The organism is Arthrobacter sp. MMS24-S77 (assembly GCF_054888235.1).
In genome coordinates this window covers 2,064,488-2,084,657 of the sequence record NZ_JBTZRN010000001.1, presented here as the reverse complement: position 1 = coordinate 2,084,657, position 20,170 = coordinate 2,064,488, and the positions used below count along the sequence as shown (strand labels likewise).

Annotated in this window: 12 protein-coding genes and 5 pseudogenes; 10 read left to right on the top strand and 7 right to left on the bottom strand. The window is 61.8% G+C overall.

Translation table 11 applies throughout. The features are described from left to right. The first annotated feature begins 48 nt into the window (after positions 1-48). Positions 49-321, top strand: coding sequence for a hypothetical protein (locus ACX5I4_RS09500; protein ID WP_461836444.1), 273 nt, complete (start codon positions 49-51; stop codon positions 319-321). 157 nt (positions 322-478) lie between these two features. On the opposite strand, the gene ACX5I4_RS09495 is transcribed toward ACX5I4_RS09500, so the two are convergent. The 3 genes from ACX5I4_RS09495 to ACX5I4_RS09485 form a co-directional block, all read right to left on the bottom strand. Next, complete coding sequence (locus ACX5I4_RS09495; RefSeq protein ID WP_461836443.1) at positions 479-2,773, bottom strand: family 78 glycoside hydrolase catalytic domain; 2,295 nt, start codon at positions 2,771-2,773, stop codon at positions 479-481. Positions 2,774-2,866: 93 nt separating this feature from the next. Next, a complete protein-coding gene (locus tag ACX5I4_RS09490) occupies positions 2,867-3,922 on the bottom strand; it encodes a hydroxyacid dehydrogenase (protein WP_461836442.1) in 1,056 nt (351 codons plus the stop codon). A gap of 192 nt (positions 3,923-4,114) precedes the next feature. Beyond that, the gene (locus ACX5I4_RS09485) at positions 4,115-5,296 is read right to left on the bottom strand and encodes a glycosyltransferase WbsX family protein (protein WP_306961597.1); all 1,182 of its coding nucleotides are present in this window, start codon (positions 5,294-5,296) and stop codon (positions 4,115-4,117) included. A gap of 124 nt (positions 5,297-5,420) precedes the next feature. On the opposite strand from ACX5I4_RS09485, the gene ACX5I4_RS09480 reads away from it, so the two are divergent. Further along, entirely contained in the window at positions 5,421-6,362 is a 942-nt protein-coding gene (locus ACX5I4_RS09480) for an AraC family transcriptional regulator (protein ID WP_306961599.1), read from the top strand. Positions 6,363-7,321: 959 nt separating this feature from the next. Here the strand turns inward: ACX5I4_RS09480 and ACX5I4_RS09475 are convergent. Further along, the gene (locus ACX5I4_RS09475) at positions 7,322-8,035 is read right to left on the bottom strand and encodes a FadR/GntR family transcriptional regulator (protein ID WP_461836441.1); all 714 of its coding nucleotides are present in this window, start codon (positions 8,033-8,035) and stop codon (positions 7,322-7,324) included. Here ACX5I4_RS09475 and ACX5I4_RS09470 point away from each other — a divergent pair. From ACX5I4_RS09470 to ACX5I4_RS09435, 8 genes and pseudogenes are all read left to right on the top strand, one after another. Then, positions 7,991-8,859 (top strand): annotated as a pseudogene (locus ACX5I4_RS09470) (MFS transporter); the annotation flags it as partial. The gene ACX5I4_RS09475 and the pseudogene ACX5I4_RS09470 sit on opposite strands and share 45 nt — an antisense overlap. Positions 8,860-9,749: 890 nt before the next feature. Then, the gene (locus tag ACX5I4_RS09465) at positions 9,750-10,718 is read left to right on the top strand and encodes an ABC transporter permease (protein ID WP_306961601.1); all 969 of its coding nucleotides are present in this window, start codon (positions 9,750-9,752) and stop codon (positions 10,716-10,718) included. Then, the gene (locus ACX5I4_RS09460) at positions 10,715-11,668 is read left to right on the top strand and encodes a carbohydrate ABC transporter permease (RefSeq protein ID WP_461836440.1); all 954 of its coding nucleotides are present in this window, start codon (positions 10,715-10,717) and stop codon (positions 11,666-11,668) included. The genes ACX5I4_RS09465 and ACX5I4_RS09460 overlap by 4 nt, the downstream gene beginning before the upstream one ends. Positions 11,669-11,974: 306 nt before the next feature. Next, positions 11,975-13,339, top strand: a complete 1,365-nt coding sequence (locus tag ACX5I4_RS09455) for a type 2 periplasmic-binding domain-containing protein (protein WP_306961603.1) — start codon at positions 11,975-11,977, stop codon at positions 13,337-13,339. A gap of 347 nt (positions 13,340-13,686) precedes the next feature. Continuing rightward, positions 13,687-14,289, top strand: a pseudogene (locus ACX5I4_RS09450) (transposase); the annotation flags it as partial. A 355-nt stretch (positions 14,290-14,644) separates the two neighbouring features. Beyond that, complete coding sequence (locus tag ACX5I4_RS09445; protein WP_461836439.1) at positions 14,645-16,522, top strand: glycoside hydrolase family 36 protein; 1,878 nt, start codon at positions 14,645-14,647, stop codon at positions 16,520-16,522. Positions 16,523-16,678: 156 nt separating this feature from the next. Next, positions 16,679-17,056, top strand: a pseudogene (locus ACX5I4_RS09440) (IS1634 family transposase); the annotation flags it as partial. Next, positions 17,056-17,343, top strand: a complete 288-nt coding sequence (locus ACX5I4_RS09435) for a hypothetical protein (protein WP_461838685.1) — start codon at positions 17,056-17,058, stop codon at positions 17,341-17,343. The pseudogene ACX5I4_RS09440 and the gene ACX5I4_RS09435, both read left to right, overlap by 1 nt. A gap of 243 nt (positions 17,344-17,586) precedes the next feature. Here the strand turns inward: ACX5I4_RS09435 and ACX5I4_RS09430 are convergent. From ACX5I4_RS09430 to ACX5I4_RS09420, 3 genes and pseudogenes are all read right to left on the bottom strand, one after another. Next, a pseudogene (locus tag ACX5I4_RS09430) lies at positions 17,587-17,946 on the bottom strand (cation diffusion facilitator family transporter); the annotation flags it as partial. 11 nt (positions 17,947-17,957) lie between these two features. Next, positions 17,958-18,836, bottom strand: a pseudogene (locus ACX5I4_RS09425) (IS5 family transposase). A gap of 312 nt (positions 18,837-19,148) precedes the next feature. Next, a complete protein-coding gene (locus ACX5I4_RS09420; RefSeq protein WP_461836438.1) occupies positions 19,149-20,159 on the bottom strand; it encodes a transposase in 1,011 nt (336 codons plus the stop codon). Between the last annotated feature and the right edge of the window lie 11 nt (positions 20,160-20,170).

The window sequence follows — 20,170 nt, the reverse complement described above, 5'->3', positions numbered from 1 at the left end:
GCCATTTCACCGCGGAAGGAAGGGGCTCTCCCCGTAACGACACGAGGGATGGACAAGGGAATCCCCGGCACGCCAAGCCACACACCGGTGGCCAAATGCTGTTCAAAAATGCTTGCCGCTGCTGGTCAAAACCTTGCCGCGAACGGTCAGTCAGATTTTCCGACTCCGGTCAGTTTGCCGCTGCAGCACTCCGGCAGCTACATCGTTGCAGTGGATCCGGCTGACGCTGTACTCCTGGAATTCGACGATGCGCCGCTCGCCGTGGTCGTCGGTCGCCCAAAACAGGTCAAATTGCGGGAGAAGCTCAGTGACGCGCCCTGAGAAGTGGAGCGCGCCTCCTCGACGGGCCTCGATCCTGTCGCCAGGTTCTAGCCCTTCACAGGACTCGATGACCGGACGCGAGTCGGTAGCTGTCGCGCCGCCCAGTTCCACAGTGCCGGCCCCGTCTGCTGTAACAGACGCTTCGTATGAAGCCATGTCATACCCCCAGTGCAATGGCCGAAGCCTTGGACTTCCACGGCAGGCGCCGTTCATGGGCACCGGCGGGGATGACCTCATCCTCCGCACCCGGGAGGCGAAGAATGGCCTCTGCGCCGGCGGGGATCGTGACCGCGATGTGCATCTCATCCTCCTGAAGCTGCCACCGGACTGACACGAATCCGTGCGGAGTCTCGAGAGTGGTCTTGGCCCAGGTGAGCCCGCCGCCTGGTTGGGGGGCGACAAGGATGCGACCGTAGCCAGGCTCCAACGGCGCAAGACCACCAACGCAGCGGTGGAGCCAGTCGACCACCGCGCCGAGGGCGTAATGGTTGAAGCTTGTCATGCCGCCGGGGTTGATGGTCCCGTCCGGGAGCATGGAGTCCCAGCGCTCCCAAATGGTCGTAGCGCCCTTGGTTACCGGGTACAGCCAAGACGGGCATTCTGTTTGCAGCAGCAGCCCGTACGCCGTATCCAGATGCCCGGTTGCGGTGAGGGCGTCGGTGACAAACGGGGTTCCGGCGAACCCGGTCGAGATCCGATGCCCGGCGGCCTTGACGAGTCGGGCCAGCCGGTCGCCTGCAAACTCGACGTCGGCCTCGCCCAGGACTCCGAAAACGATCGCGAGGGCATACACCGTGGTGCAGTCGCTCGTAATCACCCCGCCCTGGACATAGTGCTGGTTGAACGCGGTGCGCAATCCGTCGGCCATGCCGCGGAATTCCGCGGCGGCTGCGGCGTCGCCCAGGATCTGGGCGGTGCGCGCGAGAAGGTCCGCTGTGCGGTATGCGCAGAGCGTGGCAACAACATGCCGGTCGGCTTTGGCCTCCGCGGGCTGCTCAGGGGCGGCGTCCGGATCCAGCCAGTCGCCGAATTGGAACCCGGTGTCCCAGAGCCCGTTCGCCGAGAGCAACTGCCGTAAACGCCGGGCATGGGCGAGCATCGAAGGGAACGCCTCTTCGAGTACCATCCGGTCTCCGTAGGCCTGCCAGAGCGCCCATGGCACCCACACGGCCGCGTCGCTCCACAACGCCGTGGTGTCCAAATCGGGCAGCTCCGCCGAGTGCTCGACGTACTTGAGCACATCCGGGACCACATAGGGCACGATGCCGTCCTGATGCTGCTGCTCAAGCGCCAGATCACGCAACCAGTCACGCAGGAAGTCCCGGGAGTCGAAGAGGAAACACGCGCTGGGGGCGAATGCCGCGATGTCCCCGGTCCACCCGAGCCGCTCGTCGCGCTGCGGGCAATCCGTGGGCACATCAACGAAGTTCCCACGCATACCCCACACCGTATTCTCGTGCAGCTTGTTCAGGAGCGGGTTCGACGTTTCAAACGTCCCCGTCCGCAACAGGTCCGAAGAGATCACGACGGCGGTAAGCCCGCCCAGGTCCCGCAGGGCCCCCGCGCCGCCGGGCCAACCCGCCACCTCGAGATATTGGAAGCCGTGGAACGTGAACGTCGGCTCGAACACGTCCGCCCCGCCCGAGAGCGTGAACCGGTCCGTCGCCTCCGCCGTGCGCAACGGCCGCGTGCCCAGTTCCCCATGCTCAAGGACCTCAGCGTGCCGCAACGTCACCACAGTGCCTTCCGGCCCGGCCACCTCGGTCCGCACCCAACCGACCAGATTCTGGCCGAAGTCCACAAGCACCTTCCCTGACGGGGACTCCCAGACCTTCACAGGCGCCAGTTCCATCTGTTTCCGCACCGGCGGAGCGACATACGGCTCAAGGCGGGACAGGCCGTCGTCGAGCACGTGCACCCCCACCCACTCGGGTGAGGCGAACCCGGGAGCAAGCCACGCGTCGTCGTACTTACGCGCGTCGATGTCCTGCCCGTCGTACAGGTCGTTCGAAGTCGTGGCCGACGCCCCGGCCGTCCACGAGGGGTCCGTCCCAAACACCTGCTCGTGCCCGTCCGCGAACCGGACGCGCAGCTCCGCGAACCCGGCGAGCTCGTCCCCGTACAGTCCCGAGGCCCCGGTCCATGTCAACCGCCCCCGGTACCAGCCATTACCCAGCGCGAGGCCAAGCACCGTCGTCGGACCGACCAAAGAGGTGACGTCCACTTCGGCATACCGGACCCGCCACTCGTAAGCCGACCACCCCGGCGTCAGCAAATCCTCCGAAGCCTTCTTCCCGTTCGCCCAGGCCTCCACTACGCCAAGCGCAGAGAGGAACAGCGTCGCCGAGACAACCTCCCCGTGGCCCGAATCAAGGCGAAACTCCCCGCGCAACAGCGGGGCACCCCCGAAATCAATATCAGAAGAAACCAGTCGGGCATGCCAGGAAGTCATCTTCGTGCTCCATTACGTTTGAAGGGTCGTTTGAATATGTTGACTGCCGTCGAAGGGCAGCAGTGTTCGATGGTCGGGAAATCCGAGGGGCCCTCAGGCTTGTAGGGCCAGCGTTTCCCGGGTGATCGGGCTGAGTGGGGGCAGGCCAGTGGCGTACCGTTCAAGTTCGGTGAGTACTGCCGCTGTCATCCTCCGGGTCTCCGAGCCCATCGAGCCGGCCACATGCGGGGTCAGGAGGACGTTCGGAAGGTCATAGAGCGGCGAGCCCGCGGGCAGGGGTTCGGGGTCGGTGACGTCCAGAATGGCGTCCAGCCGGCCCGTGGCACACGCCCGTTCCAGTGCCGCGGTGTCCACCAGCGATCCGCGGGCGGTGTTGATCAGCGTCGCTCCCGGCCGAAGCAGCGCAAGCTCTGCCGCCCCGATCATGTGCCGAGTCTCCGGCAGGGCAGGCGCATGCAAGGACAGGACATCCGCACGCGAGAGGGCATCGGCCAGGACCACCGGCTCGGCGCCCGCCGCGATGACTTCGGCAGGGTCCGCGTACGGGTCCGCCACCAAAATCGTGTTGCCGGTCTCCAGCCTGCCCAGCAGATCAACGACCCGCCGGCCAATCCGGGAGAAGCCCACTACGGCCACCGTGCGTCCGTAACCGCTCAGCTCGCCGTGGCGGTCACGATAGGACACGTCCTGGCGGAACCGGCGGGCGTCCTGGGCCAGGAACGGGACCTTCTTCAACGCCCACAGCACAGCTGCGACCGTGTACTGCGCCACCGGCTCGGCGTTGACACCCGCGGCGGTCGTGACCAGAAGACCACGCTCAAACACCGCCTCTCCCACGTGCCCCCGCACGCTCCCGGCCGCATGCAGGACCGCCCGAAGACGCGGCGCAGCATCCAGAACCGCTTCATCAAGCGGCGGGCATCCCCACGAGGTAATCAGTACCTCAACCTCGGCAAGACGGGCACGGACACCTGCCGACACCAGCTCATCGGTCACCAGAGGCGTCCCAACACTCGCGATTTCACGCAGCCGGGCAAGCTCCGTCTCACCAAACTGCCACCCCATCACATCGTTGCCCATCACCAACAACGTCTCAGGCTTGTGCGCCCGTAGGTGCACATTGGATCCGCTTGACTCAGGAAAATTCATTTGTACCTCCGGGTGGGTAGCCGCGGGGCGAAGCCAGCGGCATTAATCAAAGGTTGAGGTCGCACGAGCCACTGCCACTGCCACGATCCATGGGAGCCGGTGGGTTGGCGGCCTTGTACATGTGCGTCATCTTCAAGACTGCGAAAGGGAGATTCAACGTCCGGGCTCGCCAGGACGCCCAGCACAGGAAACTCACTCCAGACGGGAAGGAAATTGTGCCGAAATGGTATGGAGCGCTGAGCCAGGTGCGTTCCCGAACACGCTGCGGATCTGCTCCAGATATCCAGTGCCGTGAAGCGTATCCGGTTCAAGGTAGCTACCCTCAGTCCATTCGTTCCAAGCGTTGATGGTCACCAATTGAACCTTGTTGTTCTCCACGAAGTGGCGGACTTTCTCAAGAGATAACCTAAACAGCTCGGGAGTTGTATCCGAGATGATATTGGTGTGCGGGTACCCGAGGCTTGGGTCATATACGTCGGACTGGACAGTTCGAGGCGACGGGTCCCACCCGACGGTGACATTGGGGAAGTACGGTACGTCGTACCGCACTGAGTTCGTCTCCCAGCCCTTCTCAGCTTGTTCGAGCATCACAATGTAGGGGGTTTTCAGCTTCTGCATCGGGTAGTGGTGCACCCAGACATAGGACGTCACACTATCGAATCCAAGATCGTTGACGAGCCGCGCCTCATCCCAAGCGGCCAGGCCCCGCCCGAAAGTGGGACCTTCTCCTGCAATCGCGTTGAGATGGATCTCAGGATGTCCGGCCCTGGCTGCCCGGCGCCGAAGGCCCTGCAGCGCTTCCTTCGTGGGACCAACACCGCCAAGACCTTCCAGAAGCGTGGTCAGCGAGTAGATCGAAAGATACGGCCGGCCATCGAGACGCAAATACGCTGGATGGCTCAAGTACCGCTCCACGAGATAGTCCGTCGCAGCTTCGAACTGATCCGCGTCAACGCGGCCTGACTCCAGTTTCGTGGCCGGTGTAGCCGTCTTCCAAGGATGAACATTATCCAAATCGTGATTCGCCCACATGATCGCGAACTTCATATTGTGGGTGGTGGCATTGGGCATGAACGCTTCCTCCAAGGGGCGTTCGAGGAAAGTGCGATCGGCATACCAATACCAGTCGAAAATGAATGCATCGACGCCGTGCGCAGTTGCGAGGGCGATCTTGCCCTCCATGACTGCAGGATCAGCCTCATCCTCATAGCCATGGAGGGGAACGCGAGGCTGCTCGTGTCCAGCGAAGCGTGGAGTCGCCCGTTTCAGCAACTCCCACTCCGTCCAACCTCTGCCATGCCACTTCTCATTTCGCGGGTCGACGTGGTAGTTGGGGAAGTAATATGCGGCAATGGTCACATCATTCCTGTTCATGGGTAGCCTCTCGTTGCCGCTTTGATGATGGTCAGACAAACCCTCGTCTTTGGGTCATTATTGTGATGCTATTGAATTTAAACCCAGCCCGCACGGGTACGAATTGAGGGAAAGTAGGAGAAAATTGGCATCCATTCGACGAAAGCCGCGTTACGAGGCGGCGCTCGTGTTCAATCCGGATGGACTACCCGTCTGGGCGGACCGCCACCGACTTGATGGTGGCGTCGCTGCGCACGATCACGACTTTTTCGAGATAGCACTGGTCACTCAAGGCAGTGGCCTTCACATTGCAGCGGACGGCGACTATCCTATTCAGCCGGGGAGTGCCGTGATCGTTCCGCCCAACCAGTGGCATGCCTACGGCCAATGCGAGGATCTGGTGGTCTTCGACTGTTTTGTCGCACCGGATCTTGTCGACAGCACCCTGTCGTTCCTCGACGCCGAGCTGCCACTGATGCGCTCGATTAGCTCCTCGAGCCTGACGTTGCCGCAACGCATCCAGCTGAACCCCCACGACCTCAGCCTGGTAATTGCTCAGTTGTACAGCATGAGCGATGTCAGTTCCGGGCGGCGCTCACGCATTCAGGTTATTGGGCACCTTTTGATTTACCTGGATATCCTCAACCGCGCCTGGTCTGCAGACCGCGGGACAGACCGTCGTATCCCCCTCCATCCTGCCGTCTCCGGAGCTGTAAAGATGATGGAGGACGACCCTGGCCGCAGCTGGACGCTAGCCGAATTAGCCAACGCGAGTTGCACGGAACGCACGCATCTCGTGCGCTTGTTCCAACGCGACCTCGGGGCACCGCCAATCGCCTATTTGAACCGGCTGCGGGCACAGGCTGCAGCCCGGCTGCTAGTTCAAACCGACGAGCCAATCGCACAGCTGGGGGCACGGCTTGGATGGGACGATGCCAGCTACTTCGCTCAGCGATTCAAGAGCGCGTATGGACTCAGCCCTTCTGCGTACAGGAAGCGTGCGGTCACAGGTGAAAACCGCTATCACTCCCCTGAACCAAACCTGCCCATAAGCGGAGCACGTTTTGACTTAGCATCCAAGGACTGAAGCCGCGATCCCGACGCTCCTGACATCAGGAATTGGGCCCAGACTGGTTTGTCCCACGCGCAAGCAGGCTTGGCCCGACGGATCGGAGTGCGGACGCTGATGAAGACTTACGGGTCACAGTCAGACTGCAGGACATGATTCGAGGCCTCCGTCACACTACACGCCATTGGCCGGTCCAGAGAGCGGGCCCGGCACCAAGACTCTTCACGCCGGACGGGAAGGCCGGCCGCTGGCGATGATTCTAGGCCCGGGACAATGTGGCTGTTCGCCAATGATCCCGTCGTCATGGAAGCCATCCGAAGGCCCTGTCTTTAAGGACGCACATCCCGCGGCAGGCTTGCGGTGAATTTCGACGTCGCGACCGCCAACGACCCCGACACTATCGAAAGCGCCCAGCCACTTCAACGAATCGGGCACCATCGACACCCGCCACGAGCGAGTCGTCCGCCCGGCCGACCCTTCCTAGTGTCGTCCGAGGGCGTGTTGCTGAACTCCTGGTGGGGCTCGCGGGCGAGGCTGGTTTTCGTGGGCCGTGATGTGATCTCAGATAAGGCGTGGGCGATGATCGGACCGTTGTCCCCAGGGTTGAAGGGGACCGGGCCGTCCGCTGGTGGACAGGCGCACGGTGGTGGATGCCATAGCGTGGCGTTTCCGGACCGGGGCGGCTTATCGCCGCGTTTCTTCACTTGCGACGCAGCGTGGAGCTAGACAGAATCCTGGATCAGGTCCGTCTAGACAGCCGTCGTTGATTTGGGCAGTGAAAGCCCCAGCGAAGTCAGTTTGATTGTTCGCTCACTAATCGGCTGGTGGCGGCCAGTTAATGCGGAATATCGGCTAACAACGACGGTTCCTGGTTCCCACCGCCGGGCACGCCCAGTGGGCCGATGAACTCCGACGGCAGTGTTGTGGTCATGCACTCGCCGCGCCGGAGTGGTGCCGAACCAAGTAGCCAGAGCCCGCTAGGGCAGTCGTTCTCGTGATTCCTCGAGGGTGGCTCGGAGCCGATTACCAGCAGAGGTCATGTGGAGCCGCATGGCGCCTGTAGCGAAGTCACTGGTGCGCGAAGAGATTGCATCGACGATGCGCCGATGTTCTACGAGCGTCGCGCGGACTGCTTCTTCGCCGCCTGAGGCGCGACGAATCCAGACCTCGAGCAGAGAGCGGATGCTCGTGAGCATTCGCTCGATGACGGAGTTTCGGGCCATGCGGGCGATTTCGATATGGAACCGGACGTCGGCATCGATGAACGCCTCGGGGTCTCCCGCGTGCTCTTCCATCTCCATCAAGATGGCGCGCAGGCGATCGATCTCTTCGTCGGTCGCCCGCTCGGCGGCAAGCCCTGCGGAAGCGAGCTCCATGACTGTTCGCGCCTCGACCAGGTCAGCAGTTTCGGGGCGCCCAAGTAGCAGTCCCCATTCGATGGTCTGCGGCAGGAGCTCCTGCGCGCCTTCCTTGAAATAGCTGCCGGCGCCGACGCGTGTCTCGAGGACACCGAGTGTCTCCAGCCCTGCCAGCGCCTCGCGAATCGCCGCCCTTCCGACTCCGAATTGCTCTGCAAGGCGCCGCTCAGCGGGAAGCCGTCGAGAAGGGCCAGTCTGGCCTGAGGATGCCAGTGCAAGGATTCGCTGACGGTTATCTGCGCTCCGCTGGCCGGTGCATTGATCCAGCAACACGGCGTGTTCTTCGGCCTTGAGGGCTGGCGCTTCATGTTCTTCGGCGTCGCCATCCCGGCGATCGTCATCGGCGTCATCGCCTGGTTCTTCCTGGCCGATTCGCCGGCCAAGGCCAAGTGGCTCACCTCGGACGAAAAGACCTGGCTGACCGGTGCGCTTGAAAAGGAAAAGGCAGCCACTGCCTCAAGCAACAAGCACGTCAGAGCCGCACCGTGTTCGGCAACGGCCGCGTATGGATGCTCTCCCTGATCTACTTCGGCTTTATCTACGGCCTGTACGCACTCGGCTTCTTCCTGCCGACCATCATCGCGGGCTTCGAAGGCCTGTATGGCACAAAGTTCGATGTGTTCCAGAGGGGCCTCATCACGGCTATCCCGCACCTGCCCGCGGCCTTTGCCCTGTACTTCTGGTCCAGGGACGCCACCAAGCGCAGCGTGAAGACCTGGCACATCGTCGCCCCGGCCCTGGTGGGCGGCCTGAGCATCCCACTAGCACTGTTCGCCGGTTCCCCGGCGGCCACCATTGCCGTCATCACCATCACCGCCATGTCCATCTTCGCGGCCCTGCCGAACTTCTGGACAGTCCCCACCCAGTTCCTGACCGGTGCAGCAGCGGCGGCCGGCATCGCCCTGATCAACACGCTCGGCAACCTCGCGGGCTTCATTGCCGGCCACGTCACCGGCTGGCTCAAGGACTGGACCGGCAGCGACACGGTACCCATGTTCGTGGTGGGTGGCTTCATGCTCCTTTCCGCGATCCTGATGATCAACCTCAGCCGCTCCCGACGCGTCACTGACGGCGTCCGGACCCGCGCCACTGCTTGAGCTTGTTGAAGCATCGCTCGACGATGTTGCGGCCGCGGCGGTGAGCACGCTGCTCGTCGCCGAAATCGATCGGTCGGGCCTGGTCCGCGGGCGGCCTCGCCCGACCGCTACCCGGATCTGTTCGAGCGTGGCCTCCATCATGCTGGTATCGGCCGTGTGGCCAGGCGTCGCGGTTGAAGTTCTCGTGTTCCAGTTCGCGAATCGCTCGGGAACGTAGCGCCACGGCGGCCCCGGTGCGGAAACGCCACGCTGTGGCATCCACCACCGCGCCTGTCCACCGGCGGACGGCCCGGTCCCCTTCAACCCTGGGAATAACGTGCCGATCATCGCCCATGCTTTATCTGAGATCACATCACTGCGCACGAAAGCCAGCTTCGCCCGTGTGCCCACCGGAAGTTCAGCAACACGTCCCGGGACCGCATCATCCTGCTCCACCAAGAGAAGGTACAGGCCTCTCGCAATCTGCGCCGGTTCAACCATGAGTACACCGGCGAATGCTCCGTTGACGTGCTTCAGCCAGTGTCAATTCTCTCCTAGTTCTCGTCAACCCCGCCCGTGGTCGGGTCACCCATCTGCAACTAGGCTCCTAATCAGGAGCAAATGCCACCACAACCGGGCGATATCGGGAGGTCGCAGCAGGCCTCCCCGGTGAACGCGAACTCCAGGACATTAGTGCCGTGGAGTATCAAGCCCAAGATCGAGGGGACCAAAAGTGACTGGCTTAGACCAATCATGAGCTCGGGGCGGCTTCACACGCGTTTAGAAGCTCGATCTGGCTAGGGATTTTGATGGCTGTTCCCGGCAGGCTCGCCGAGCTCGCCACGGAGCAGCATCAGGTTAGTTAGTTAAGCCCGGCACAGTCTGGGTTATAGAGGCAAGGAGGCCTATAGATGGCCATTGATGTCGAAGCCAGGCCGGCCGTTGCCGGCCACAGCACGACACGGAGGAAGCGACGGATTGGGCAGCGTTTCGGTCGAGACAAGTTGCTTGTCGTTTTGGGACTACCGGGGGCGGCAGCGCTGATCCTGTTCCAATATGTACCGCTGCTAGGCAATATCATCGCATTTCAGGACTTCCAGCCTTACACGGGAATCGCGGAGTCGCCGTTCATCGGTTTGGATAACTTCAAGTTTCTGTGGGATGGTAACGCTTCATTTTTGAGTGCCTTGACGAACACACTTATTCTGACAGTAATCCAAACGGTTTTTGTGTTCCCCGTTCCGCTGGCGCTTGCCTTGCTGCTCAGCAGTTTGGCCGGAGAGCGGCTGAAACGGCTGCTGCAGTCGATCCTGTATTTGCCACATTTTCTTTCTTGGGTGATCGTAGTAGCAATCTTCCAGCAAATGCTCGGTAATGCCGGCATGCTGAACACTTTTCTGGTGCAAAACAATCTGCCCAGCTTCCACATCATCGGCGTGCCCGAGGTATTCATGACGCTTCTCACCTCACAAGCGATCTGGAAGGACGCTGGCTGGGGGACGATCATCTTCCTTGCTGCGATATCCCAGATTGACCAGGAGCAGTATGAGGCCTCCGCAGTGGACGGCGCTAACGCATGGCAGCGGTTATGGAACATCACTTTGCCTTCGTTGAAGGGGATTTTCATCCTGTTGCTGATCCTGCGTTTGGGGACCAGTCTGTCGGTTGGATTTGAGCAGATCATTCTGCAGCAGGGGCTAGTCGGTCTGGAGGCTAGTGAGGTATTGGACACCTGGGTCTACAACAACGGCATAGTCGGCGGGGACTGGGGCATGTCAACCGCCGTCGGCTTAGTGAAGAGCATTATCGGAATCCTGATGGTGGTCGGCGCTAACAAACTTGCCCATAAGTTCGGCGAACAGGGGGTTTACCAGAAATGACCACACTCAGAGAGATCTCTGCTCGTGCCTCGAAGGCGTTAAGGCCCTCAACCAAAGAGAACAAGAGGCCAGTGTGGATGGAGAAGCCCAAACCCCTGGTTCAGGTTCTAAAATCCGTCGCGCTCGGCGTTTCGGTACTCCTTGTCATCATCCCGTTCTGGTCGATCATCGCGACATCACTCGCCGACCGGCAAACGCTTGATCAGGCTGCTGGTGGCATGGTGCTGTGGCCGGGACGGGCGTCGTTCTCCGCTTACGAGTCCATTTTGTCCGGTGGGGTCGTCACTCGTGCGTTGATGATATCCGTGGGAGTCACTGTGGCTGGTACAGCACTTTCCCTGGCCGCGACTGCCGGGCTTGGATACTGGCTCTCCCGGCGGGGTGCTTTCGGTGCCCGGCCCATGCTCCTACTAGTGCTTGGAGCACTGCTCTTCAGCCCGGGGCTGATCCCCAGCTACCTCCTGGTGAAGGAGCTCAACCTGCTGGACTCGTGGTGGTCGTTGATCCTGCCGGTGTTGGTCAATGCCTTTAATGTGATCGTGATGCGGGCGTTCTTCCAGGAGCTACCCCAGGAGCTGTTTGATTCAGCCTACATTGACGGCGCATCCAACTTCACTATCTTAACCAGAATCGTGCTGCCGCTGTCCAAGGCAGTCTTTGCAGTAATGGGATTGTTCTACGCGGTCGCCTATTGGAACGCGTTCTTCAACGCGCTGCTCTATATCCAGAGTACCGACAAATGGCCGATGGCCCTCGTGCTACGAACTTTCGTTGTGAACCAGACCACAATCGCCGGTGACCAAGTCGGCGCTTCCGCTGAAGCTCTGCCACCCCAGCTTCAGCTGCAAATGGCCATCCTAGTCGTGTCCCTGATTCCAATCTTGGTCGTATACCCCTTCCTGCAGCGGCACTTCGCAAAGGGCGTCATGATCGGCGCTGTCAAAGGATAATTCTCGAATTAACGAAAGAGGCTGAATATGTCAGAAATAGCATTTAACCGAAGGACGCTCCTCCGTGGTGCGGGTGGAGCAGCAATTCTGCTAGGCAGTGGAGCACTGGCTGGGTGCGGCTCTGGGGGCGGAAACAACGTCAACTCGGTTCAGACGAACTCCAAGATCGTTTTGCCCACCTACATTCCCTACACCGGGCTCACTCCGGATTTCCCGGCCACGGAGGCCGGAATCGATCCCGCGTTCCGGAACTATCCCAAGCAGCTTTCCCGCTCGGTCACCGAGATCCCGGCAAAGGGCGAATCCTTGGTCGGACTGTCCAACATCTACCTTCCAGCACCGCCAACGCCCGACGGCAACAGCTGGTGGGCAGGGCTCAACAAGCGCCTCGGCGCCAATTTGTCCATGCAGATGGTTCCGGCTGCGGACTACGCGCAGAAGTTCGCAACTACGATCGCCGGCAACGACCTGCCCGACATGATTCAGATGCCACAAGCGCCCAACATGCCCGATCTGCTGGCGAAACGATTCGCACGTCTGGATGATCATCTCTCCGGCGACGCGATCAAGGACTATCCAAACCTGGCCAATATCCAGTCTGCCCAGTGGAAGCAGACCGTTTTCAACGGCGGGATCTATGGAATTCCGATCCCGCGCAGCCGCGTTCTCTTTTACTCCTTCATCCGCCAGGATCTATTCGAGAAAGCGGGCGTATCGTCCGAGCCCAAGGGTCGCGAGGAGCTGCTCGAGTCGGCGAAGGCACTCACGAACGCCAAGGAGCGGCGCTGGGCGTTCGGCAGCTGGGAACATCTCCGTCTCTATCTGCTGACCCAAAACGAGGCGCCGAACGGCTGGGACGAAGAGGGCGGCAAGCTTACGCACGTTTACGAGACCGAGCAGTACAAGCAGACGATTAACGATATTGCTGAGTTCTGGAAGGCCGGTGTCATTCACCCCGATTCCTTCTCGGCCACACTTCAACCGAAGGCGCTGTTCAATGCAGGGACGATCGCCATCAACGCCGTCGACGGCATGACTGCATGGAGTCAATACATTACCGACAACTCGTCAAACCCGGACTTCAAACTCGGTGTTATGCCAATCTACACACGTGATGGCCGCTCGCTTGCGCCGTGGCAGCTCGGTAGCGGCCTGTATTCATTCACCGGACTGAAAAAGCAGGACGACCCGAACAAGATCAAAACCATCCTACGGGTCCTCAACTGGCTCGCGGCGCCTTTCGGCACCGAGGAGTACACCTACGCCAAATTCGGGCAGGAAGGCGTCGATCACACGATCAGCGCCAACGGCTCTCTGTCGCTGACCAAGCAGGGCATCACCAACACAGCCCTTCCGATCCGCTATCTGGCAGACGCCCCGATCACCGTCTATCAGCCCGGACGGCCCGACGACGCGGACATCCAGTACACCTACCAGAAAAAGATTATGGCGAAGACCATCTCCAACCCCACAGTGGGCCTGTACTCCAACACGGCCGCCACTAAGAACGCCGGGGCCGACAAGACCATGGTCGACGGAGTCAAAGAAGTCATCCAGGGCCGCAAGCCAATGTCCTCCCTGGACGAACTCATCAAGAAATGGCGGACCGACGCCGGCGACGCCATGCGCGGCGAATACGAAGAGCAACTCCAAACCGCCGGGACAAAGTGACCTAAAAGAATCCAGTCAGAGCGAGAGAATGGTCCCAGGACTCCATCGTGCGACTCCTCTGATCCGATCCCGCCCTCGCCGCACACCAAAATACTGCAGCGAGGGCGGGATTGGACTTTCGTAATCAGGCCGATTCGTCGTGCCTCATGGGACCAGATTCTTTCTCGTCGATTGCGGAAGAGCACGAGGCTGTGCCGGGATGAACGTGTCTCGGCTTAACCAAAACAATGTCTTGAGACCGCGTCGCGCTGAATCAGGCTTGGCTGCCAACGTTGCCTGAAAGCAAACGGCTCATCCCGCGGAGGCCGATCACTAGCGAACACTGATTCCCGTCCAGCAGTTCTCCCCTGCAGGAAATCCTCGACACCTACGCGCCGATGCTCTGTGACCTGACTGGGGTCGGGACGGAAGTGGCCAGCCAGCTACTGGTCACCGTGGGAGACAACCCGGATCGGATCGGCAGCGAACCCCAGTTCGCGGCCCTCGTCGGGGTCGCGCCCATTCCCGCATCATCGGGGAAAACGACCCGTCACCGGCTCAGCCGGGGCGGTGACCGCAACGCCAACCGCGCCCTGCATCACGTGGTCCTGGTCCGTAGGTCTTCGTGCCGCCGGACCAGGGACTACGTGAACAAACGCACCGCCGAAGGCAAGAGCGAGCGGGAGATCATGCGCTGCCTCAAACGCTACGTGGCCCGGGAAATCTACCGCCAGATCACCAACCCCCAACCGGCGCCGAGCAACGCCGACCTGCGCCAGCAACGCACCAAACTCTGATTCACCATCAATGCCGCCGCCAGCCAACTCAGCCAATGGCCCTCCGTCATTTCCCGCCTCGAACGAGGACTCATCCGCAACGACTCCCTTGCCGCGACCTACCGGCAATGGCTGATCGACCAAACAAAACGCGAATTGGCACCAATAGGAGCATCCCGGGATGGTTCACTGTGAAAAGGTCAACCCGGTCAATTTTGTCTCACTTTCGCGCAATTTGACACATTCTATTGGCTCAGATTGCCAACTAATGTAGGAGTGTGCAGCTAGGCTCGCCTGTACCGCCCAGAGGTTTTCGATAATGGACACGATGTGATCTCCGTGTCCCTTGATTCACAACCGATAGAGGGGCGTACTCCCGCATTAGGAAGACACTGGGACCAGCACGCTAGTTATCCCCCCGGTTTCAAAGACCGCCGGTGACCCGGGCCGGTGGAACCAGCCTCTTTCGAGACTTTCCTCTGGCTAAACCGTGCGTGCAAGGAACATGCCTGTGCATGCGTAACCAACACAAACAAAGGAGAAGATCACCGTGCTCAACTCCACTAATCAGGTGTCGTCGTTCGAGATCGTCGCGCCCGCCCAGACTCGACGAGTCGGAACAGTCAGTGGCCTTCACACGATTCGGCCGGCCGAAGGTGAGGAGCCGGGTCTTGTCCGGTACGACGTCGAAGCGGCAGGTCCTGTCGTTATCGAGTTTTGGTGGCCGGCGTCTGAGGCCGTCACAGTATGGCAGCCTGTGCACACTTCCGCCCGCGATCTGCCGCCCGACTGGGGATCACGTTCCCGCCGGACTGTTCGATCGGCAAAGTCCGCACCCGTCGCCGCGCTCGTCGACGCCCGTGATCGCAGTCCACTGGTGGTTGGGCTGTCGTCGAACGTGCGAGGCTGTGACTTTGCCCTGGGCGTCGACGAGGAGAACGGCGAGTACCACATACGCATAGCGGTTAGCGACGTCGAGTCCTCGACCGAAGTTCCATGTTTCACGTTGCGAATAGACCTCAGGGAGCTCCACTTTGCCGAGGCGTTACGCGCTGCGACGGCTGACTGGGCAGACGAGCTCGGTGACAAGATCCTGCCCGTTCCGGGGCTGGCTCGGCAGGCGATGTACTCCACCTGGTACAGCGACCATCAGCAGGTTTCGGCCGAAACTGTGGAGCATCATGCCCTGACCAGTGTGCCATATGGGTGCCGCGCAATTATCGTTGACGGAGGGTGGCAGAATAGCGACCTCAACGGAGAGTACGACAATCTCGTAGACGGCTATTATGCGTCGTGTGGCGACTGGGAACCTGACACAGACCGGTTTCCGGACATGACCGGGCATGTGCAGCGCGTCCACGATCTGGGGCTCCAATACGTGCTGTGGGTCGCACCTCCGTTCGTCGGGGATCGATCAAGTGTGTGGGGTCGTTTCAAGAACAAGACTCTAGGTCGTTCTGAAGGTGATCGTTTTGCCGTTCTGGATCCGCGCTATCCCGAAGTTCGCGAACACATCGTCGAAGCCTGCATACGGCCAGTGCGCGATTGGAACGTCGACGGGCTGAAGATTGACTTCATTGACCAATGGGCTCGTTCGGCTGATCCGGCCGGTTTAGGTACTGACTGTGAGACGGTTGACGAGGGCGTGGAAAAGGTACTTCAAGCGATTACCGACCTGATGCGCCAACTCCGAGATGAAGTGCTTATCGAATTTCGGCAGGACTATGTGCACCCCCGGCTGTGGCAATTCGGCACTTTCGTCAGAGCCAACGACTGCCCAATGGATGCTATCGAGAATCGAGTCCGGACGATCGATGCCCGCCTGCTGGCCGGCGACCGTGCAGTGCACTCGGACATGATGATGTGGCATCGAGATGCGCCAGCTGAGGTTGTAGCGAGCCACTTCATTAATACATTGTTTGCCGCACCGCAGGTATCGATTGACTTCGACACAGCATCGGCCGAACAAAAGCGCGCCGTAGGTTTTTGGCTGAAATTTTTTCGTGATCATGCTGACGTGCTATTAGGCGGCAGGCTCACGCCGTCGAGGCCGGACGCCCGCTACACTCAGGTCCGCGCCGAGAATGAATACGAGAAAGTAGTGGCGGTGTACACCGATCCTGTAGTGCACTTGCAGGGGGTCGATCGGCCGGTCATCGTGGTCAACGGAAGCGGACAATCACGTGTTCTCATCGAGGGTGCCGGTCCTGACCCGGTCAACCTCGTGCTGTACGACTGCACCGGGACCGAGATCCGACACGATACTATGGTCCGCCCCGACGTATGGCCGATCAACGTCCCCCCTCCGGTCTGGTTCGGATCGAGCGTGCCTGACGCGCACACGCGATTCCGCTCCGAGCAAATCGTTGCAACTTCTTCGTGGCGAGATTCGCCCGGGTTTATTTCCTGTGCCCGCTTCTTTTCGTAGTAGTGCTGATCCGTCTCAGCTGGTCATGGTCTTCGAGCGGCCGCGGATCGCCGTCGGAAATATCCGCCAGCCAGACCCCCGATTGCACAGGCGATTGGGGTACTGGAGTGTTTGCGCAGTTCAGGCAGAGGTCGTCTCCCGAAAGAAGCGTTCCGGGTCCGCCGGATCCTTGAGCATCTCGGCTCGGCCCACGACGACGCTGGGGTGGCAGCCTTGGTGCGCGCCGGACAGGAGCGCCTGAACGCCGACCAGCAGGCCTTTGAGTTCGACCTCTCCCGGGCCGGCACAGAATCCGTGCCTGCGGCGCACTCTGCGGTGGTTGCCGGCTCACAGTGCGAGGTCCTCTGGGAGGTCCTGGCGGAAGCCTACTCCCGGTTGAGATTCGACGTCCTCGGGGACGAGGCGTTCGCCGCGATGGTGCTCGCCCGGCTCGTGGAACCAGCCTCGAAAGCCGCCACGGTCGGGATTCTCGAGGATCTCGGCGTGGCTGCCCCGCACCGGGATTGCCTGTCTCCAACGTGGGGGGTGTGCCGCTGGCCACCTGGGTAGGCCAGGCATTCGGCTGGCGCCTGCTGTTTGTCCTGGTGGGAGCCATTGGCCTTCTGACGTTGGCGCTGCTGTGGAGGTTTGTGCCGTTCCAGGCAGCACACCCCGATGCCAGCATCCGGCGCGAGCTCGGGGTGCTGAAGCGGCTGCAGGTCTGGCTTGCCATCTTGATCGGAATTCTTGGCTACGGCGGCTTTTTCGCGACCTACGCCTATATCGCCCACACCATGACCTCGGTGGCCAGCATCCCCTCCTCCTCAACCATGCCGCGCTGAACGTGGCCAACGCGCTGGGCTCCTTCCTGGGCGGCGTGGTGATCGCCTGGCCGGGGTTACGTTGCCCCTGCCCTGGTGGAGCCTTCCTGGCCATCCTTAGCCTGGGCGTGGCCATGGTCAGCGGCCTGATGGTTGGCACAGCATGAAGGTTCGTGCAGCAGGTGTCCGGTGTCGGGCTTTGGCGTTGCGCTCCGCAGTATTGCCGGCCGCTGCTTCCGACGGCGCCACGTCCGTTGCGTCCGTCCGGCGGAGGTCCGGTTCCAGGTAGATGACGCGGGCGATCGGAACCGCCGCCCGGATCCGTTCCTCAGCGCCGTCGATGGCCGCCGCGATGTCACGGCCGGCATCAGCTGCACCCACCGAAAACTTCGCTGCCACCGGCAGTTCTTCCGGCCCCAGGTGGAGGGTCTTCAGGTGCATGACGCGCGTGCCGCCATCCTCGATGGCGTGGTGGATCTTGTCGCGGTCGTCCTTGGAGGCGGATTCACCCAACAGCACCGATTTGGTTTCGAGGGCCAGAACGACGGCGATCAGCACCAGCAGGATGCCGATCATCCCGATGCCGACGGCATCCCACACGCCATTGCCGGTGAGGAGGGTTAGGGCGTGTCTCCCTATTGGCGTAGCCAGATGACGACGGCATAAAGGACGACGCCGGCGCGGTAGGTCCGTGCGAGCTTGTCATAGCGGGTCGCGATGGCGCGCCATTGTTTGAAAGGTTGAAGGACCTTTCGACAGTGTTGCGGCCTTTGTAGGTTTTGGAGTCGAACTTCACGGGGCGCCCGCCGCGTGAACCACGGCGTTTGCGGTGCCCGATCTGGTCAGAGGGCTCGGGGATGACGGTTCGATGCCGCGGCCACGCAGCAGCGACCGGTTCGCGCGGGATGAGGACGCTGTGTCGCCCATCACGGTATCCGGCCGGGTTCCGGCGCGGCCGCCGCCGAGCCGGGGCACGCGTACTGTTTCCATGACGACCGGGAACATGGGCGAGTCGCCGGCCTGCCGGAGCCGAGAATCATTGCCAGCGGCCGGCCTTTACCGTCGCAGGCGTGATGGATTCTGGTGCTTAGCCCGCCCCGGGAGCGGCCGATGGCGTGGTCGGACGGTTCAGCAAACAGTTTATTGTAATTCGGAAGTTCCCCCTGTGGTGCGGGGAAGGTTCGTCCCGTGCTGGTGGGCCCGGTTGATGGTCGAGTCCACCGAAACCGTCCAGTCGATCTGCCCGGCGGCGTCTGCTTCCGCCAGGAGCTTTCCGTGGATACGGTCCCACGTCCCATCGGAGGCAAAACGGCGGTGACGCTTCCAGACCGTCTGCCACGGACCGAACTCAGCAGGCAAGTCGGGCCAGGCAATGCCGCAGCGATACCGGTAATGATTCCTTCTACGACTTGGCGATGGCCACGGAACGGGCGGCCGCGCCGCCCCTCTGAACTTGGCCGCAGTGGCTCGATCCGTGACCACTGATCGTCACTCAAGACAGATGTTCTCGACAACGTTCAAGCATTTCAGCCACGCAGCTGATTTAGGAGACGCGCCCTAGGAGACTGCTGATTAAGCGGGATGTTCGGGCGGGCGGAACGCCACCAATGGCCGTCTAGCGGCGTGTTCTGGTCAGCACCCTTGGGTGCGACAACGGGGTCGTTCCGCCCGCTTGCGTACATTCTGCCTCAGATCTGGGGTGTCATCCAGCGATTTTTGTCGATGGACCCGGTCCGGCCGGCGGCTCATCCCAGCGCCCATGATCCCTGGTTCGCTCTCAGTCCCAGGGCGAGCAGGCGGCGCAGGTTAAGTCCGGCTATCCGCAGCTACAGCCAGAAATTGTTCCGGCTGATGCCGAAGTGGGGAACGCGTTGGTTGCCGCGGGTGAGCCAGGCGATGGACCGCTCGACCATTAGCCGGTGCCTGCGGTAGACGTCCCTGAAGGCCGGGTCCGCGGCGCGTTGACGGTGCTCGCGCTGCAGCGCGTCGTGTTCGTGGAGAACGAGCTTGCGTCCCCGCGGTGAGGCGGTACACCGGTGCCGGAGTGGGCAGCCGGTGCAGGCGGCGCCGAACGTGACCCGCCGTTTGGCCGTGATGTTCCTGGTGATACCGTTCGGACAGGTCGCGGTGCCGACGGCTTCATCGACGGTGAAATCATCGAGGGTGAACCCGCCTTCGACGGCCGGGCGCAGCGGCCAGGGTTTGATCACCGGGGTATGGCCGCTGCCGGCAAGAGCGGCGAGCATTTCCCCGGAACCGTAGGCCGAGTCGGCCAGGACGTCTACGCTGGCGCCGGCGATCGTGGGATCCAGGCCGAGCAGCCGGGCACCGACGGCCCCGTCACTGTTCTCCGGTCCGGAGGCCTTGGTCAGCTCAGCGGCGGTGATCAGCCCGGTATCGGGCTCGATGACCAAATGGGCCTTGAATCCGTCCTGCTGGCGGGACTGGGTCTTATGCGCGTGCCGGGTGTCCGGGTCCACGGTGGAGATCATCCGGTCCGGGGCGACCTTCCGGGCGATACGCCACCGCCCGTCGGTCCGATCCGAGTCCTCGGCCGGTTCCACGTCCTGCCCGGCGACCAGTGCAAGCAGCGCATACGCGTCAGCCGCCCTGCCGTCCAAGGTCTCGGGATCGACCGCGGCCAGCAGCGCCAGCGCATCGGTGACCAGCGCCGAGACCAGCCCTTCCCGGGCATCCTGGTCGCCCCAGGCGATGTCCGGTTTGCCGGTGCGCGTGTAGTCATAGCCTGTGGCCTGGGTGGCCAGCAGGTCCTGGCCGCCGGCGACGTCACGGCCGAAGCGGCGGATTCCGGCGATGAGCTGCGTGATGGTGCTCACGACGAGCCCGG

What these genes read in the sequence shown, in the direction of transcription:
- ACX5I4_RS09500 (WP_461836444.1), top strand. Translation starts at nt 49, where the DNA reads ATGGACAAGGGAATCCCCGGCACGCCAAGCCACACACCGGTGGCCAAA.
- ACX5I4_RS09490 (WP_461836442.1), bottom strand. Translation starts at nt 3,922, where the DNA reads ATGAATTTTCCTGAGTCAAGCGGATCCAATGTGCACCTACGGGCGCAC.
- ACX5I4_RS09495 (WP_461836443.1), bottom strand. Translation starts at nt 2,773, where the DNA reads ATGACTTCCTGGCATGCCCGACTGGTTTCTTCTGATATTGATTTCGGG.
- ACX5I4_RS09485 (WP_306961597.1), bottom strand. Translation starts at nt 5,296, where the DNA reads ATGAACAGGAATGATGTGACCATTGCCGCATATTACTTCCCCAACTAC.
- ACX5I4_RS09465 (WP_306961601.1), top strand. Translation starts at nt 9,750, where the DNA reads ATGGCCATTGATGTCGAAGCCAGGCCGGCCGTTGCCGGCCACAGCACG.
- ACX5I4_RS09460 (WP_461836440.1), top strand. Translation starts at nt 10,715, where the DNA reads ATGACCACACTCAGAGAGATCTCTGCTCGTGCCTCGAAGGCGTTAAGG.